This window comes from Brachybacterium atlanticum (assembly GCF_025669985.1).
GTDB lineage: Bacteria > Actinomycetota > Actinomycetes > Actinomycetales > Dermabacteraceae > Brachybacterium > Brachybacterium conglomeratum.
This window is the reverse complement of the sequence record NZ_JAKJJW010000002.1, coordinates 150,556-165,740: the sequence shown is the minus strand read 5'-3', so window position 1 is coordinate 165,740 and position 15,185 is coordinate 150,556. Positions and strand designations below refer to the sequence as shown.

Sequence of the window (15,185 nt, the reverse complement as noted above, 5' to 3'; positions counted from 1 at the left end):
GGCCCCTCAGCCGCGGCGGTCCTCCGAATCCAGCCACTCCTCGAAGGTCGTCGCGCCGATCCGGGCCGTCGCGGGGTCGCCGCGCAGCGCCCCGGAGGCCAGTCCCCGCCAGTAGGTGCCGGGCAGGCGCAGCTCGAGCACGCGCCGGGAGATCCCGTCGTGCGCGTACTGGCGGCGGATCATGCCGGTGAGGGTCTCCTCCTCGGGACCGATCAGGTCCGGGGCACGCCGGGAGGGGCCGTCCTCCGCGAGATCCACCAGGTGGTGCCCGACCTCGCGGGCGGCGACCGGCCGGGAGAGCATCCGCGGTGCGAGGGTCAGCGGGCCGAGGGTGGTCTGCGCGATGATCTGGCCGGCGAACTCATGGAACTGGGCGGTGCGGGCGATGGTGTGCGGCAGCGCGGAGGCCTCGACCAGACGCTCCTGGGCGAGCTTTCCCGCGTAGTAGGCGGCGTCGGCCGCCTCCAGCCCGACGATCGAGAGCAGCACGTGATGGCCGACGCCGGCGCGCTGCTCCGCCTTGAGCAGGTTCCTGCTGGTGGCGGTGAAGAACTCGGTCGCCTTCCGCGCGTTCTGGGTGGTGATGTTCAGGGCGTCGATGACCACGTCGGACCCCTCGAGCGCGGCGTCCAACCCCTGCCCGGTGAGCACGTCGACGCCCTCGCGGCGGCTCAGCACCGCCGTGTCGTGCCCGCGCTCGCGGGCGGCCTCTGTGATGCGTCGTCCGACCATGCCGGTGCCCCCGGCGATCGCGATCCTCATCCTGACCCTCTCCTCGCTCCCGGCGCTGCCGCCCACTCTTCCCTACCCGGCCCCGCCCGTCGAGGGGACCGAACCCCCGCGCACACTTCGGCGTCCTGTGCGTGACCTCAGTCCGCCAGAGGCGCTGAGGTCACGCAGGGAGCGCAGAAGTGTGCACCGCCTCCCGCCGACCACTGCCCGGCAGCATCGCGGCGGGGAACAATCCCGTCATCGCCCGCGTTGATCCCTGCTCGCCTCATCCCGCCCGCCGCGTCCTCCGAGGAGCTCCCATCACCGTCTCCACAGCCCTGCCCACCCTCGCCGCCCAGGCCGAGCGCCTGATCGCGCTCGACCTCCACACCCTCGCGGGACTCCCGGCCGACGCGCTGCGCGAGTTCGCCGCCCGCGCCGGCGCCGATCGCACCGACGCCCTCCTCGCGATCGACCCCGCCCTCGCCCCGCCCTCGGCCCTCGCCCCGCTCATCCGGCGCGGCGAGAAGTCGGGCTTCGTCGTCGAGGACATGACCGACGTCGACGCCTTCGCGCCCACCGACGTCGACCTGCCCGAGGCGCCGATCTACCTCGCCGAGGCCCCGGACCGCGGAGACGAGTTCGAGAACGCCTCCCCGGCCGAGGCGCTCGAGGCCATCACCGCCGCAGGACGCAGCCCGCTTCTGCTCACCGAGGGGCTGCTCTGGGTGCTGCAGATCCCGGAGGTCCTCGAGCGGAACCACTGCTTCATGACGATCGGCTCCCGGATCCGGAAGGCGAGCGGTCAGCTCGACTCCCGCACCCCCGCGCTGTGGATCTCGGGCGGCACCGGCCGCGACGGGAAGGAGCGGAAGGACGCGCCGAAGCTCGGCTGGTGCTGGTGGAACAACCGCCACACGTGGCTCGGCATCGCCTCGGCGGGCGGACGCACGGCCGGCTGAAAGACGTGAAGCCCGCCCGGTGCGGTGCGTAATATCCGCCCCATGACCGACGACGAGACGCCCACCTGGTGGCAGGAGCATCACGCCTTCCTGCAGGAGGGCGCCGAGGAGGGCGAGGTCGACGCCGGCCCGCCCTTCTCACCGCAGCTGCTCGACCTGCTCGCCGACGTGGAGCGCGCCTTCGCCGTGACCGGCGCCGACACCCCGCCCTGGCCGGATCCGCACCTCGGGCCCGACGGCGAGGACATCCCCGTGCGCGAGGAGGAGTACAGCCGCTGCCTCGACCCCGGCAAGCACAGGATCCTCGCCGCCCGTGCCGAGGCCTGGGCCCAGGTGCTCGTCGCGAAGGGCTGGGCCGAGCGCGAGGAGATCGCGGACGGCGCTGCCCTGTCCTGGCTGACCGACCCGCTGGTCACCATCCACCGAGCGACGGTTCTGCGCCCGCACCGACCGGGCGCGCAGCCCCTGCTGCTGGTCCGCACCGCGCCCGAGGAGGCGCCGGGAAGCGTCGACCTCACCTCCGGCGACGCGGTGCTGCACAGCGTCGTCGTCGGCCTAGGCGATCCGCCGCTGGCGGTGGAGACCGTTCCGGACTGCGGCTGCGACGCCTGCGACACCGGCTCCCGCGACCTTCTCCAGCAGCTCGACCAGGCGATCCTCTCGATCGTCGACGGCTCCTACGAGGTCGAGATCTCCCCGCACCGCCGGCGGGAGCGCACTTCCTTCCATGCGTCGTCGGGATGGAGCGCCGACCAGCCCACCGTGTCCGCCCACCTCACCGCCGGCCCCTGGGCCGAGAACTGGACTCCGCGACCGATGGACCCGATGCTCGAGCCGGAGGACCGCGCATGAGAGCAGGAGGAGCGGAGGTCACCGTCCCCCTCGACGCCCTCGAGAATCCGCCGGCAGGGCTCCGCCGTCTGCACCGCAGCACCGTGCTGCCCGGTGCGGAGCTCGAGCTCCACCCGTCGGCCGGGCCCCTGCCCTAGAGTGGACCCACGCGCTCGACGAGGACGCGGAGGAGCCGGAGGCCGAGGGAGGTCGCCCGTCCCCGCACCACGGCGGCCGCGCTTCCCGCCCCCGCCCCGAAGGACGACTCCTCGTGAACTCCCTGGTCCTCGCCATCGTGGGAGTCGGCATGATGATCGCCGGCTACCTGCTGTACTCGCGCTATCTCTCCAAGAAGGTGTACCGGCTCGACGCCGACTTCCGCACCCCCGCCCATGAGCTGCAGGACGGGGTCGACTACGTCCCCACCAACAAGTTCGTGCTGTGGGGCCACCACTTCACCTCCGTCGCCGGCGCCTCGCCGATCGTCGGCCCCGCCGTCGCCGTGATCTGGGGCTGGGGCCCCGCCTTCCTCTGGGTCACCCTCGGCACCGTGTTCTTCGCGGGCATGCACGACCTCGGCGCCCTGTGGGCCTCGACCCGCAACCGCGGCCAGTCCATCGGCACCCTCGCCGCGAAGTACATCGGCCGCCGCGGCAGCCGGCTGTTCCTCGTGGTGATCTTCCTGCTGCTGCTCATGGTCAACACCGTCTTCGCCGTGGTGATCTCCGGCCTGCTGGTCTCCACCCCCTCGGCCGTGATCCCCACCGGGGGCGCGCTCGTCGTCGCGGTGCTGGTGGGCCAGGCGATCTACCGCCTGAAGTGGAACCTGCCGATCGTGTCCGTGGTGGGCGTGGTCGCCCTGTACAGCCTGATCCTGCTCGGCGACCGGTTCCCGCTCGCGCTGCCGGAGGGCTTCCTCGGCATCGGGGCAGAGCCGTTCTGGATCCTGGTGCTGTTCCTCTACGCGGGCATCGCCTCGATGCTGCCGGTGTGGGTGCTGCTGCAGCCGCGCGACTACATCAACGGCCTCCAGCTGTTCGTCGGCCTGACCCTGCTGTACGGCGCAGTGCTGATCTTCCGCCCCGAGGTCGTCGCCCCCATGCTCAACCAGGCCGTGCCCGAGGGGACCCCGGGCATGATGCCGCTGCTGTTCGTCACCGTCGCCTGCGGCGCGATCTCCGGCTTCCACGGCATCGTCTCCTCCGGCACCTCCTCCAAGCAGCTGGACAAGGAGACCGACGCGCGGTTCGTGGGCTACTTCGGCGCCGTGGGCGAGGGCCTGCTCGCGCTCGGCGCGATCATCGCGACCACCGCCGGCTTCCGCACCCTCGCCGACTGGGAGGCGGTCTACTCCGCGTTCAACGAGGGCGGCGTCGAGGCGTTCGTCGCCGGCGGCGGCTCCATCCTGAACGCGGGCCTCGGCATCCCGACCTCTCTGTCCGCCACGATCCTCGCCACCATGGCGGTGCTCTTCGCCGCCACCACCATGGACACCGGCGTGCGCCTGCAGCGCTTCGTCGTCCAGGAGATCGGGCAGATCCTGGGCCTGCGGCTCGGCACCTTGGTCGCGACCGTGATCGTGCTCGTGGTGTGCCTGGCCCTCGCCTTCGGCGCCGGCTCCGGCGGCACCGGCGGCATGGTGATCTGGCCGCTGTTCGGCACCACCAACCAGATCCTCGCCGCATTGACTCTGGCGATCCTCGCCGTGATGCTCACCCGTAAGCGCCGCCCGGTGCTGCCGATCCTGCTGCCGCTGCTGTTCGTGCTCTTCGTGAGCGTGTTCGCGCTGCTGGTGCAGGTGGGGCAGTACGCGGCCGAGGGCAGCTGGCTGCTGCTGGTGCTCGACGTCATCATCCTCGTCGCCGCGGTGTGGGTGATCGTCGAGTCCGCGATCGCGCTGACCCGCGCGCGGACGGAGCCGCCCGAGGTCGAGGGCGCCGACGAGGAGCCGCTCGAGGACTCCTCGGCCCGATGACGGCCTCGTCCCGCCTGCGCGCCCTGGCCGAGGGGCTGCACGAGTTCTACGTCGGCCCCTACCGGCGCACCTTCGCCCGCGCGCAGCGGGACGAGGACGACCTGTTCCGCATGCTCGTGATGAGCGAGATGCTCGGCGTCCCGAACCCCGCCTCCTACTACACGGCCGAGCTGCTGCCGGTCCTCTACGACGGCTTCCACGACTGGCACCGCAGGATGGGGATGGAGCGCTCGCCGCTGGAGGAGTACCGATGCTGCTGAGCCTCGCGCAGTCCCGTCGCGTGCTCTTCCTCGGCGGGAAGGGCGGGGTCGGCAAGACGACCCTCGCCTCGGCGGTCGCCCTCGACGCCGCCCGCTCCGGCAGGCGCGTCCTCGTCGTCTCGACCGACCCCGCCCACAACCTCGGCCATCTGTGGGAGCGGCGCATCGGCGACCGGGTCACGCCGCTGGCCGACGGGGCGGGCTCGGGCTCCCTGCACGGCATCGAGATCGACCCCGACGCGACCACCGACCAGCACCTGCGCGACGTCGCCACCACCCTCAAGCGGCTCATGCCCCGCACCCTCCACGGCGAGGTCGACAAGCACATGGACCTCTCCCGCCGCTCCCCGGGCACCCACGAGGCGGCGGTGCTCGAGCGGATGACGGAGCTGATCGAGCGGGGGCGGGAGGAGTTCGACCTGGTCGTCCTCGACACCGCCCCGAGCGGCCACACCGCCCGCCTGATGGCGCTGCCGGAGGTGATGACCGCCTGGACCGACGGGCTGCTCACCCGCCGGGAGAAGTCCGCCCGCCTCGGCGCGGCACGGCGCGGACTGGAGCGGCGCAAGCCCGACCTCGGTGCCTCCGTGCTCGGCTCCACCGCGCCGCGGGACCCGCTCGAGGAGCGGGACGAGGAGATCCGTGCGATCCTTCTGCGCCGCCGCGACCGGCTCGCCGGACTGCGCGAGACCCTCACCGACCCGTCCGTCACCTCCTTCGCGATCGTGCTGGCCGCCGAACGGCTGCCGGTGCTGGAGACGATCGAGCTGCACGAGGAGCTCACCCGGGCCGGGGTCCACGTCGGCGCGCTCGTGGTGAACAAGCGCTCGCCCGCGGACCGCGGGGACTTCCTCGCCCGCCGCCGAGCGGTGGAGGAGCAGCACCTCGCCACCCTCCGCACCGCCCTGCCCGAGGTGCCCTGCCAGGAGATCCCGCTGGGGGAGGAGGACGTCGTCGGCCCCGCGGCGCTCGCTCGTTTCGCCGAGCTGCTCGACCCCGCCACCGCCGACGGCCCCGGGTCGCGTCGCGGCTAGACTCGCGGGGCCCGCGCCGGACGGCGCCCGGAGCAGGGCCGAGGAGGACCGCCGCATGACCAGTGACGACGGTGGTCGGCGGCCGCGGAGTCCCGTGACCCTCGCGGACGTCGCCCGCGAGGCCGGCGTCTCGATCGCGACCGCCTCCTTCGTGCTCTCGGGCCGCGGCGGACTGCGCTCGGCGGGCTCCGCCGAGACGAAGGCGAAGGTGCGCGCCGCCGCGGAGCGGCTCGGCTACGTCCCCAACCGTCACGCGCAGGCGATGCGCACCGGCCGCGGCGGCGGGATCGTGCTGGCGCTGGGCACGCTCGAGGACCCCCGGGGCGTGCAGCTCGCCACCCGGGTCCGCGACCGGGCCCTGGCGCACGAGCTGTCCACCCTGGTCCTCGCCGACGAGCGCTGGTACGAGTACCTCCTCGGCGCCTCCGCCGACGCCGCCCTCGTCACCAGCATCGACTTCGTCCCCGAGGGGCCCGAGCAGATGCGGCGCCTGGCCCGCTCGACCCAGACGGGGCTGGTGGCGTTCAGCGCGCAGATGGAGCCCGAGGGCTTCGACGTCGTCTCCTCCTCGCCGCTGCCCGCCATCGGCAGCGCCTACGCGCGGCTGCGCTCACGGCACGAGCGGGTGCACCTGCTCGCCCCGGAGGTCGACCGGCCCGGCGGCGTCCTCGCCCATCAGCGCACCCTTGCCTTCCTCGAGGCGGCCCACGCCCACGGCGACGACGCCGAGGCGCTCGTGCACGTCGTCCCCGAGGGCAGCCACGACACCTACCGCGCGGCGCTGGACTGGCTCGCGGGCCCGGAGCGGCCCGAGGCGGTCGTCTGCTTCACCGGCTACCAGGCGGTGGCGCTGCAGCTCGCGGCCGAGCGGGCGGGAGCGTCGGTCCCGGACGACCTCGAGTTCGTCGCGATCGGCGACATCCCCGCCAGCTCCGAGTTCTTCGGCCCGATCAGCGTCTACGGCGTCGAGGACGTCTTCTCGCGGCTGGCCGGGATCCTGGTAGACCGGGCGGTGGACCGCACCGACCGGTCCGGGACCACGCACGTCTTCGACTGGCGCTTCTTCCCCGGCACCACCACGGCCGACGACGCCTGAGCGGTCAGGCGGCCTGCGGCCGCCGCAGCGTCGTCGCGAGCAGCGCCGCGATCGAGCACATCACGCCGCCGGCGACGAAGGCCCAGGTCGCGCCCGAGGCCTGGGCGAGCTCGGCGCCCGCCCCACCCTCCGCGGCGACGGCCGCGCCGAGGGTAAGAAGCGCGATGAACACCGCGGTGCCGAGCGCTCCGGCGAGCTGCTGCAGGGTGTTGAGGATGGCGGAGCCGTGGCCGTACAGCTCCTTCGGCAGCGCACCGAGGGACAGCGCCATCAGCGGGGTCATCACCATGGACATGCCGATCCCGAGCGGCACGTTCAGCGCGATGACCAGACCCTGGGTGGCGTCGCCGTCCAGCAGCAGCATCGACGCCCAGCTCACCAGCGCCATCAGCGCCGCGCCGGGCAGCACCAGCGGCAGCGGGCCGACCCGGTCGTAGAGCGCGCCGACCAGCGGCCCGAGCAGCCCCGAGGCCGCCGCGCCGGGCAGCATCGTCAGCCCTACGGCGAGGGTCGACATGCCGAGCGCCCCGGTCATGTACAGCGGCAGCGCCACGACGGTGCCGAGCATCGTGGCGAAGCACAGCAGGATCACCAGCAGGGAGACCAGGTAGGTGCGCACGGTCAGCGGGCGCAGGTCCAGCAGCGGCTCCTGGCCCCGGGCGCGCATCCGCACCTGCCGCGCCGCGAACACCGCGAGGGCGAGCAGGCCCGCGGCGGCGGCGAGCAGCGGCACCAGACGCGCATGCCCGTCGACGATCGCGCTGATCGAGGCGAGGGCGTAGATCACGCCGCCGAAGCCGATCGCGGAGAGCACCACGGAGAGCACGTCCAGGCGCACCGCGCGCGGCTCGGTGTAGTTGCGGATGAACAGCAGCCCGATCACCAGTGCGACCACGATGATCGGCACCATCATCACGAACAGGTAATGCCAGGAGCCGCGAGCGAGGATGGCGCCGGAGATCGTCGGCCCGAGCGCGGGCGCCGCCGAGATCACCACGCCCACCAGACCCATCACCAGGCCGCGGGAGCGCAGCGGGACGAGCGCGAGGACGGTGGTCATCAGCAGCGGCAGCACCATCGCGGTGCCCGCCGCCTGGATCACGCGCGCCCCGAGCAGCACGGGGAAGCTCGGCGCGATGACGGCCAGCGCCGTCCCGGCGAGGAACAGCGCCATCGCCAGGAGGAACACCGTGCGCACCGACAGGCGCGTCATGAGGAATCCGGTGGTCGGGATGACCACGGCCATGGTGAGCATGAAGCCGGTGGAGAGCCACTGCGCGGTCACGGCCGTGATCGACAGGTCCTCCATCAGCACCGGCAGCGCGACCGAGAGCAGCGTCTCGTTGAGGATCATGACGAAGGCGGAGACCACGAGCACGGCGATGATCGGCGTGACCCGGGTCGTCGCGGCGGGCTCGGGGGCGGAGGTCGAGGGGCCGGCGTCCACGGCGGGCAGCTCACCGGTCGGGGTGGGGGAGGGGGCGTGCATGGCTGGCGCGCTTTCGTCGAGTGCGGTCCGGCGGGCCGGGACCGGAAGGCCACCCGTCGGAGGGGCGGCGGACGAGGTCCGGGCCCGCACCGATCGTCCCATGCGGCCCTGTTTCTCGTCACCGTGATATCAGGGACAGAGGGGCGGCTGGGCAGGGGCGATCAGGAGCCCCGGTGCTGCTGCCACCACAGTGCCGCCTGCACGCGGGAGTCCAGGCCCAGCTTCGTCAGCGCATGGGAGAGATGGGACTTCACGGTCGTGATCTCGACGAACAGCTCGCGGGCGATCTGCTGGTTCGTCAGCCCCTGGGCGACCAGCGTCAGCACGTCCTCCTCCCGCCCGGTGAGCGCGGGCTCCGGGGCGGTGGGCGCCGGGGAAGCGGGCGGGGCCTCGTCGGGTGTGCCGCCCTCCCGCCCCCGCAGCGCCGCGAGCACGGTGCGGGTCGCGGCCGCCGAGAGCACCGCGTCGCCGCGGTGCACGTCCCGCACCGCGGCGAGGATCCGCTGCGGGTCCTCGGACTTCACGAGATAGCCGTCGGCCCCCGCCGCGAGCGCGCCGAGCACGAACTCGTCGAGGTCGAAGCCGGAGATCACCAGCACGCTCGCCCCGGTCTCCCGCAGCTGTGGGGTGATCTCGATGCCGGTCGCCCCGGGCATCCGCACGTCGGTGAGCACCACGTCGGGGCGGTGGGCGCGGGCGGCCTCGAGGGCGGCGGGCCCGTCGGCCGCCTCGGCCACCACGGTGATGTCCGGGGCGGAGCGCAGCAGCGCGACCAGCCCCGAGCGCACGGCGGGATGGTCCTCGGCGACGACCACCCGGATCGGGGCGGAGGAGGGGCGGTCGGACGCCGCAGGGGAGGGGGACGGATCGGTCATCGCGGCGAGGCCTCCGTGGCGGTGAGAGTCGTGCCGGTCAGGGGCGGCTCGGCCGGCGGGTCGCCCGATGCGTCGAGCGGGAGCACCGCCTCCACGCGCCACCCCGGGGACCCGTCCGCGTCCGGGACCGGACTCGAGCTCGCCGTCCCGCCGACCGCGAGCGCCCGGTGCGCGAGGGCCGCACGACCCATCCCGGCCCCCAGCGGCTCCGCACCGTCGCGGCCGTTGACCAGTTCGATCCGCACCGCGCCCTCCTGGATCCCCGCCGTGAGCCGGATCGGCGCCCGGCCGTGCCGTACCGCATTGGTCACCGCCTCCGCCCCGATCCGCAGCGCCGCGGCCTGCACTGCGGGCCCCACCCGGGCGGGTTCGGTGAGCGCGGGCGCGATCTCGACCTCGGCCGACGGGTCCCGCGCCCGCAGCCGTGCGGCGAGGGAGGGCCAGTCCAGGGTGGCGCTCGGCAGGGTGCCGGTGCCCTCGTCGGCGAGAACCCCGATCATCGAGCGCAGATCCCGCAGCGCGGCCTGGGCGGAGGAGCGGGAGGCGGCCAGGGAACCCTCCCTCGCCTCGCGGTCCTCGAGCGAGGCGGCGAGGGAGGAGTGGAGGGCGACGGCGCTGAGATGGCCGGCGATGACGTCGTGCAGGTCGTGGGCGATCGAGCGCCGCTCCGCCTCGACGGCCTGCGCGGCCCGGCTCTCGGCGAGCTCGTGCTCGAGGCCCGCCAGCCGCTCGGCGGCGCCGCGCGCCTCCCGGTGGTGGCGCACCTCCCAGCCCCACAGCAGCGGCGTGCTCGCCATCAGCCCGGAGATCATCGCCACCAGGAACACCGCTGGTCCCGGCAGGCCCCCGAGCAGCGCCGCGAGCATCGCGGCCGCCGCGGCGGCGATCGAGATCGCGGTGCAGGTGCGCGCCTCCCGCCGCGAGCCGTGCATGACGGGCACGAACAGGGCCTCGAACAGCAGGAAGTAGGCGGAGATCTGCCCGCCGCCGATGATCTCGGCGGTCGCGAGCGGCCCGGCGACGACGAAGGGCACCAGCGGGCGGCTGCGTCGCCAGCTCAGGCTCGCGCACGCCGCGAGCAGCAGCGCGACCGAGACTCCTCGGGACCACTGCGGGCCCTCGCCGAGGAACCCCGAGTTCGAGATCCCGGAGAGGGCCAGGCCGACGACGAGCGCCGCATAGATCCCGGCGGTCAGCAGGTCGCGCCCTGTGATTCGTGGCGCGCCGACGGCGGCGGTGTCGGGGGCGGCGGAGGCGTCGGCACGGACGTCGGCGGGCATGGTGCGAGCCTACGCGGCCGCGCCCGCCCGGCCTCGGGCCTCCGCCGGGTCTCGTCCCAAGGGAGGAGGACCGGCGCGCTGCCCGCCGCGCACGATGGAGCCATGGACCAGCTCGCCTCCCTCGCCGGCCCGCTCGGGCTCGTGGCGCTCGCCCTCGTCGACTCGACCTCGATGGGCACCCTCGTCATCCCTCTCATCCTGCTCGTGGTGGGGGAGGGCGGGGCCCGCCGCGTCGCCGGGCGCACGCTGCTGTACCTCGCGGTGATCGGGGTGTTCTACCTGCTGCTCGGCGTGGCGCTGCTCGCCGGCCTGCTCCCGCTCATGGAGCGCCTCGGCCACCTGCTCGCGGCCCCGCAGACCATGGTGCTGCTCGCCGCCGCCGGGGCGGCCCTGCTGTGGTGGTCCTTCCGCCTCGACCCGAAGGCCGTCGTCAAGCGCGGCGGGCACCCGGAGGCGTCCGCGCGGCGTTGGACCGCCCGCGCCCGCCGCGCCTCGGGGCGGCCCTCCGCGCTGATCACCCTCGCCCTCGGCGCGGGCCTGATCGAGGCGGCCTCGATGATCCCTTATCTCGCCGCGCTCGGGATCATCGCGGACATGGCCATCGGCCTGCCCCGCGGGGCGCTCGTGCTCGTCGGCTACTGCGCGGTGATGATCCTGCCGGCCCTCCTGCTGTGCGGGGCGCGGGTGCTGCTGGGGGAGCGCGGCGACCGATTCCTCGAGCGGGTCCACGACGGGGCGGTGCGCCGCGCGACCGGCGCCTTCTCCTGGACGGTGGGGATCATCGGCGTGATCCTGCTGCTGAACACCGCCGGTCCGGCGATCGGCTGGCTGAGCGGGGGAGCCATCGCCTGACCGTGCGCAAGAGCTCTGCGACGAAGAACGGGACATCGCCGTGACCAGCGTGTATTCTACTACCTTGTGGTCATTTCGGCCGCAATGTCCGTTCGGTGCGGAGGTGCATCCCGGTGGTCGCAGCGAACGACGCCACCATCGCGCCCCCGGCCGCCTCGAGCCGGGGCGGGGGCGTCGTCCTGGCGCTCAGCAGCCTGGGTGATCCGTGGGGCCTCCAGCTCACCAGCCAGGTGCGCCAGGACGCGCTCTGCACGGGCCTGTCCACCCTGGTCCTCACCGACCCGCGCTGGTACGAGCATCTCCTCGGCGCCGAGGCCGACGCCGCGCTGCTCACCGCGATCGACCTCGAGCAGGACGGCCCGCGCCGCGTGCGCAGCCTCTCCGACCGCACCCGCAGCGGCCTCGTCGCCTTCAGCGCGCAGATGGAGCCCGAGGGCTTCGACGTGGTCAGCTCCAGCCCCGTCCCCGCCGTGCACCACGCCTATGCCCGCCTCCGCGCCCGCCACGACCGCGTCCACCTCCTCGCCCCCGATCTGCGCTCCCGGCCCGGCGGCGCGCTCAGCATGCCGTGCAGCGCCGCCTTCGTCGACGCCGTCGCCGTCCACGACGACGCTCCGGCCGAGCAGCACATGCGCCTGACCCCCGAGGGGACCCGCGGCACCTTCGAGATCGCCCTGGACTGGCTGAACGGCCCCGACCGCCCCTCCGCCGTCCTCTGCTGCACCGGCTACCAGGCCGTCGCCCTCCGCCTCGCCGCGGCGCGGGCCGGGGTGGAGGTCCCGGAGGAGCTCGAGATCATCGCCATCGGCGACGTCCCCGCCGAGGCCGAGCTGCTCGGCCCGATCAGCTACTACGGCGTCGACGACGTCTTCGCACGCCTGTCCGGGGTGGTCGTGGACCGCGCCGTCGAGCGCGGCGACCGCCCGGGCCGCCTGCACCGCTTCGACTGGGAGTACTTCCCCGGCACCACCACCCGCGACGACGAGACCTCCAGGAGCACCGATGACCGCTGAGACCGCCCGCCCCGCACGCACCGACTGGACCCTGCCCGGCCTCGCGCTCGCCGACCTCACCCTCCCCGTCCCGCTGGACCACGCCGACCCCGCCGGGACCCGGATCGAGCTCTTCGCCCGCCTCGTCACCCGGCCCGGCGGCGAGGACCTCCCCGTCCTCGTCTACCTCCAGGGCGGGCCCGGCTCCGAGGCGCCGAGGCCCCTGGACCCCGCCTCCCCGCCCTGGCTGCCGCGCGCCCTGCGCGAGCACCGCGTGCTCATGCTCGACCAGCGCGGCACCGGCCGCTCCACCCCCGTCGGCGCCGACGCCCCGCTGCCCGAGGGTGCGATCCCCGGCGCCCGCACGCTGCGCGAAGCGAGCCCCGACCAGCAGGCCCGCTACCTGACGCACTTCCGCGCCGACGCGATCGTGGCGGACGCCGAGCTGCTGCGTGAGGTGCTGGACCTTCCGCGCTGGTCGCTGCTGGGGCAGTCCTTCGGCGGGTTCACCACCCTGCGCTATCTCTCCGCCGCCGCGGGCAGCGTCGAGAAGGCCCTGTTCACCGGCGGGCTCCCCACCGTCGGCCCCCACATGGACCAGGTCTACGCCACGACGTGGGAGGGCATGATCGCCCGCTCCGAGAGGTACTGGGCCCGCTTCCCCGGCGACCGCGACCGCTTCCGCCGCCTGGCCGACGAGGCCGCCGCGGGCCGGCTGTGCGCCCCGGGTGGGAGGCGCATCGGCGCCGAGTCCCTGCGCCGCCTCGGCCACCTGCTCGGCGCCTCCCAGGGCGCCGAGCGCCTCCACCTCCTGCTGGACCTCGACCCCGCCTCGCCGGCCTTCGCCCACGACCTCGCCGCGGCCCTGCCCTTCTCCGGCCGGAACCCGCTGTACGCCGTGATCCACGAGAGCTGCTGGGCCGACGGGGTCGCCACCCGCTGGGCCGCGGACCGCACCATGCCCGCCGCGGTCGCGGAGGACCCGACGCTCCTGGCCGGCGAGCACATCCACCGCGACCTGTTCGCCGAGGACCCCGAGCTCGCCGTGTGGGCCGAGGCCGCGGACGTGCTCGCCGAGCACGAATGGCCCCGCCTCTACGACGAGCAGGCCCTGCGCGCGGCCGAGGTGCCCGGCGCCGCCGCCGTCTACTACGACGACGCCTACGTCCCGCGCGAGTTCTCGATGGCGACCGCCGCGCTGCTGCCCGGTGTGCGCACCTGGGTCACCAGCGAGTACGAGCACAACGGCCTGCGCGCGAGCGGCGAGGGCGTGCTCGACCACCTCCTCGACCTCGCCACGGGGCTCCGCGCCGCCTGACGCCCGCCCCGCCGACCCCGATCTGCGGAAAGGGCCGCCGAAGTCCTGTTTCCGCCGACGCCATCCCTCCGGAATCGGTTGTGACCCGCACCACGCCCCGGTAGCGTGGCTGATTGCGCCCGTGCGCCACGATCCGACGACGACGACGGAGGTCCCCCGTGAACCCTGCACCCTCGCCCCATCCCGCCGCGCAGCCGGCCCGTCCGGGACGCCGCCGCGTGCTCGCCTCCCTCGGCGCCCTTCCCGCCGGCGCCGTCCTCGCCGGTGCGGCCTCCGCCCAGGCCGCCCCCTCCCGCGGGAAGAAGAGGGCCGACGGGGACTTCCGCCTCGGCGTCGAGAACCTCCTCGAGCCCGCCGCCCTCGAGACCCTGCGCGACCAGCGCGTCGGCCTGATCACGAACCCCACCGGTGCCGATCGCGAGCTGCGCTCGACGATCGACCTCCTGGTCGAGGCGCAGGGGACGGCCGGGTTCACCATGACCGCCCTGTTCGGGCCCGAGCACGGGGTGCGCGGGGCGGAGCCCGCCGGAGGCGCCGTCGGCGACTACATCGACGAGAAGACCGGCCTGCCGGTCCGCTCCCTGTACGGCGCGACCCAGAAGCCCACCCCGGAGATGCTCGCCGACGTCGACGTGCTCGTCTTCGACATCCAGGACATCGGCGCCCGCTTCTTTACCTACATCTGGACCCTCTACTACGCCATGCAGGCCGCGGGCGAGAACGGCAAGCGGTTCGTGGTGCTGGACCGGCCGAACCCGCTGGGCACCGACATCGAGGGATTCGTGCTGGAGTCGGAGCTGTCCTCCTTCGTGGGGCTGCGTGAGATCCCCCAGACCCACGGCCTCACCGTCGGCGAGCTCGCCCGCCTGTTCAACGGCGAGTTCCTGAACGGCGAGGTCACCCTCGAGGTGGTCGAGATGAGCGGCTACGACCCCGAGGAGCCGCCCGTCCAGGAGCTGCCCTGGGTGCTGCCCTCCCCGAACATCCCCACCCCGGACACCGCCGTGGTCTACGCCGGCACCGGGCTGATCGAGTCGCTGAACATCTCCGAGGGCCGCGGCACGACCACGCCCTTCCTCTGGTTCGGCGCTCCCTTCATCACCGAGGCCCAGGTCGACCAGCTCCTCGAGACCCTCCGCGCCGCCGAGCTGCCCGGCGTGCTCTACCGGCCGATGTTCGCCACCCCCACCACCTCCAAGCACGCGGGCGTCTTCTGCGGCGGCCTGCAGCTGCACGTCACCGATGCCGCCGCCTACGAGCCCGTCCGCACCGGCATCCACGTGATCGCCGCGCTGCTGCGCACGGTGGAGGAGGTCGACTGGCGCGAGGGCGATGACTGCCGCACCGAGGACGACGTGTGCTGGATCGACAAGCTCACCGGCACCAAGCGCACCCGGGCGATGCTCGAGGACGGCGAGCCCCCCGAGGCGATCGTCGCGGCCTGGCGCCGCGAGGCCAGGCGCTTCGAGGTCACCACCAAGCGCTACCGCCTGTACTGAGCACGCCGACG

15 protein-coding genes are annotated in these 15,185 nt (G+C 73.9%); 11 read left to right on the top strand and 4 right to left on the bottom strand.

The window, feature by feature from the left end; genetic code table 11:
• Positions 1–6: 6 nt before the first annotated feature.
• A complete protein-coding gene (locus L3K22_RS01860; RefSeq protein ID WP_259812653.1) occupies positions 7–762 on the bottom strand; it encodes an SDR family oxidoreductase in 756 nt (251 codons plus the stop codon).
• A 149-nt stretch (positions 763–911) separates the two neighbouring features.
• Between L3K22_RS01860 and L3K22_RS01855 the strand changes: the two genes are divergently transcribed.
• The 7 genes from L3K22_RS01855 (at position 912) to L3K22_RS01825 (ending at position 6,869) form a co-directional block, all read left to right on the top strand.
• On the top strand, positions 912–1,673 hold the full coding sequence (locus L3K22_RS01855) for a DUF5701 family protein (protein WP_259812654.1): 762 nt from the start codon (positions 912–914) through the stop codon (positions 1,671–1,673).
• A gap of 42 nt (positions 1,674–1,715) precedes the next feature.
• Positions 1,716–2,525 carry a DUF6226 family protein gene (locus L3K22_RS01850; protein ID WP_259812656.1) on the top strand — a complete coding sequence of 270 codons (810 nt, stop codon included), beginning with the start codon at positions 1,716–1,718 and terminating at the stop codon, positions 2,523–2,525.
• Positions 2,522–2,662 carry a hypothetical protein gene (locus L3K22_RS01845; RefSeq protein WP_259812658.1) on the top strand — a complete coding sequence of 47 codons (141 nt, stop codon included), beginning with the start codon at positions 2,522–2,524 and terminating at the stop codon, positions 2,660–2,662. The genes L3K22_RS01850 and L3K22_RS01845 overlap by 4 nt, the downstream gene beginning before the upstream one ends.
• Before the next feature lie 113 nt (positions 2,663–2,775).
• Positions 2,776–4,479, top strand: coding sequence for a carbon starvation CstA family protein (locus L3K22_RS01840; protein ID WP_263309892.1), 1,704 nt, complete (start codon positions 2,776–2,778; stop codon positions 4,477–4,479).
• Positions 4,476–4,739, top strand: coding sequence for a cory-CC-star protein (locus L3K22_RS01835; protein WP_010549912.1), 264 nt, complete (start codon positions 4,476–4,478; stop codon positions 4,737–4,739). The genes L3K22_RS01840 and L3K22_RS01835 overlap by 4 nt, the downstream gene beginning before the upstream one ends.
• Positions 4,730–5,773, top strand: coding sequence for an ArsA family ATPase (locus L3K22_RS01830; RefSeq protein ID WP_263309891.1), 1,044 nt, complete (start codon positions 4,730–4,732; stop codon positions 5,771–5,773). Before L3K22_RS01835 ends, L3K22_RS01830 begins: the two co-directional genes overlap by 10 nt.
• 55 nt (positions 5,774–5,828) lie before the next feature.
• Positions 5,829–6,869: a LacI family DNA-binding transcriptional regulator gene (locus tag L3K22_RS01825; protein ID WP_263309890.1), complete on the top strand. Its 1,041-nt coding sequence runs from the start codon at positions 5,829–5,831 to the stop codon at positions 6,867–6,869.
• Between the two features lie 4 nt (positions 6,870–6,873).
• Here L3K22_RS01825 and L3K22_RS01820 read toward each other — a convergent pair whose 3' ends face one another.
• The 3 genes from L3K22_RS01820 to L3K22_RS01810 form a co-directional block, all read right to left on the bottom strand.
• Positions 6,874–8,358, bottom strand: a complete 1,485-nt coding sequence (locus L3K22_RS01820; RefSeq protein ID WP_263309889.1) for a DHA2 family efflux MFS transporter permease subunit — start codon at positions 8,356–8,358, stop codon at positions 6,874–6,876.
• A 161-nt stretch (positions 8,359–8,519) separates the two neighbouring features.
• On the bottom strand, positions 8,520–9,233 hold the full coding sequence (locus L3K22_RS01815; protein ID WP_263309888.1) for a response regulator: 714 nt from the start codon (positions 9,231–9,233) through the stop codon (positions 8,520–8,522).
• Positions 9,230–10,513: a sensor histidine kinase gene (locus L3K22_RS01810; protein WP_263309887.1), complete on the bottom strand. Its 1,284-nt coding sequence runs from the start codon at positions 10,511–10,513 to the stop codon at positions 9,230–9,232. The genes L3K22_RS01815 and L3K22_RS01810 overlap by 4 nt, the downstream gene beginning before the upstream one ends.
• Positions 10,514–10,615: 102 nt before the next feature.
• Here L3K22_RS01810 and L3K22_RS01805 point away from each other — a divergent pair, with 102 nt between their 5' ends.
• The 4 genes from L3K22_RS01805 to L3K22_RS01790 all read left to right on the top strand — a co-directional run bounded on the left by L3K22_RS01805 (position 10,616) and on the right by L3K22_RS01790 (position 15,174).
• Positions 10,616–11,365, top strand: a complete 750-nt coding sequence (locus tag L3K22_RS01805) for a GAP family protein (protein WP_263309886.1) — start codon at positions 10,616–10,618, stop codon at positions 11,363–11,365.
• Positions 11,366–11,478: 113 nt separating this feature from the next.
• A complete protein-coding gene (locus tag L3K22_RS01800; protein ID WP_263309885.1) occupies positions 11,479–12,378 on the top strand; it encodes a substrate-binding domain-containing protein in 900 nt (299 codons plus the stop codon).
• On the top strand, positions 12,368–13,675 hold the full coding sequence (locus tag L3K22_RS01795; protein WP_263309884.1) for an alpha/beta fold hydrolase: 1,308 nt from the start codon (positions 12,368–12,370) through the stop codon (positions 13,673–13,675). The genes L3K22_RS01800 and L3K22_RS01795 overlap by 11 nt, the downstream gene beginning before the upstream one ends.
• A 158-nt stretch (positions 13,676–13,833) precedes the next feature.
• Positions 13,834–15,174, top strand: a complete 1,341-nt coding sequence (locus L3K22_RS01790; RefSeq protein ID WP_263309883.1) for an exo-beta-N-acetylmuramidase NamZ family protein — start codon at positions 13,834–13,836, stop codon at positions 15,172–15,174.
• Positions 15,175–15,185: the final 11 nt, after the last annotated feature.

Bases quoted from the DNA above. Each gene is read 5' to 3' on its own strand.
- L3K22_RS01860 (WP_259812653.1), bottom strand. From the start codon at position 762: ATGAGGATCGCGATCGCCGGGGGCACCGGCATGGTCGGACGACGCATC.
- L3K22_RS01850 (WP_259812656.1), top strand. From the start codon at position 1,716: ATGACCGACGACGAGACGCCCACCTGGTGGCAGGAGCATCACGCCTTC.
- L3K22_RS01845 (WP_259812658.1), top strand. From the start codon at position 2,522: ATGAGAGCAGGAGGAGCGGAGGTCACCGTCCCCCTCGACGCCCTCGAG.
- L3K22_RS01835 (WP_010549912.1), top strand. From the start codon at position 4,476: ATGACGGCCTCGTCCCGCCTGCGCGCCCTGGCCGAGGGGCTGCACGAG.
- L3K22_RS01830 (WP_263309891.1), top strand. From the start codon at position 4,730: ATGCTGCTGAGCCTCGCGCAGTCCCGTCGCGTGCTCTTCCTCGGCGGG.
- L3K22_RS01825 (WP_263309890.1), top strand. From the start codon at position 5,829: ATGACCAGTGACGACGGTGGTCGGCGGCCGCGGAGTCCCGTGACCCTC.
- L3K22_RS01820 (WP_263309889.1), bottom strand. From the start codon at position 8,358: ATGCACGCCCCCTCCCCCACCCCGACCGGTGAGCTGCCCGCCGTGGAC.
- L3K22_RS01815 (WP_263309888.1), bottom strand. From the start codon at position 9,233: ATGACCGATCCGTCCCCCTCCCCTGCGGCGTCCGACCGCCCCTCCTCC.
- L3K22_RS01810 (WP_263309887.1), bottom strand. From the start codon at position 10,513: ATGCCCGCCGACGTCCGTGCCGACGCCTCCGCCGCCCCCGACACCGCC.
- L3K22_RS01805 (WP_263309886.1), top strand. From the start codon at position 10,616: ATGGACCAGCTCGCCTCCCTCGCCGGCCCGCTCGGGCTCGTGGCGCTC.
- L3K22_RS01795 (WP_263309884.1), top strand. From the start codon at position 12,368: ATGACCGCTGAGACCGCCCGCCCCGCACGCACCGACTGGACCCTGCCC.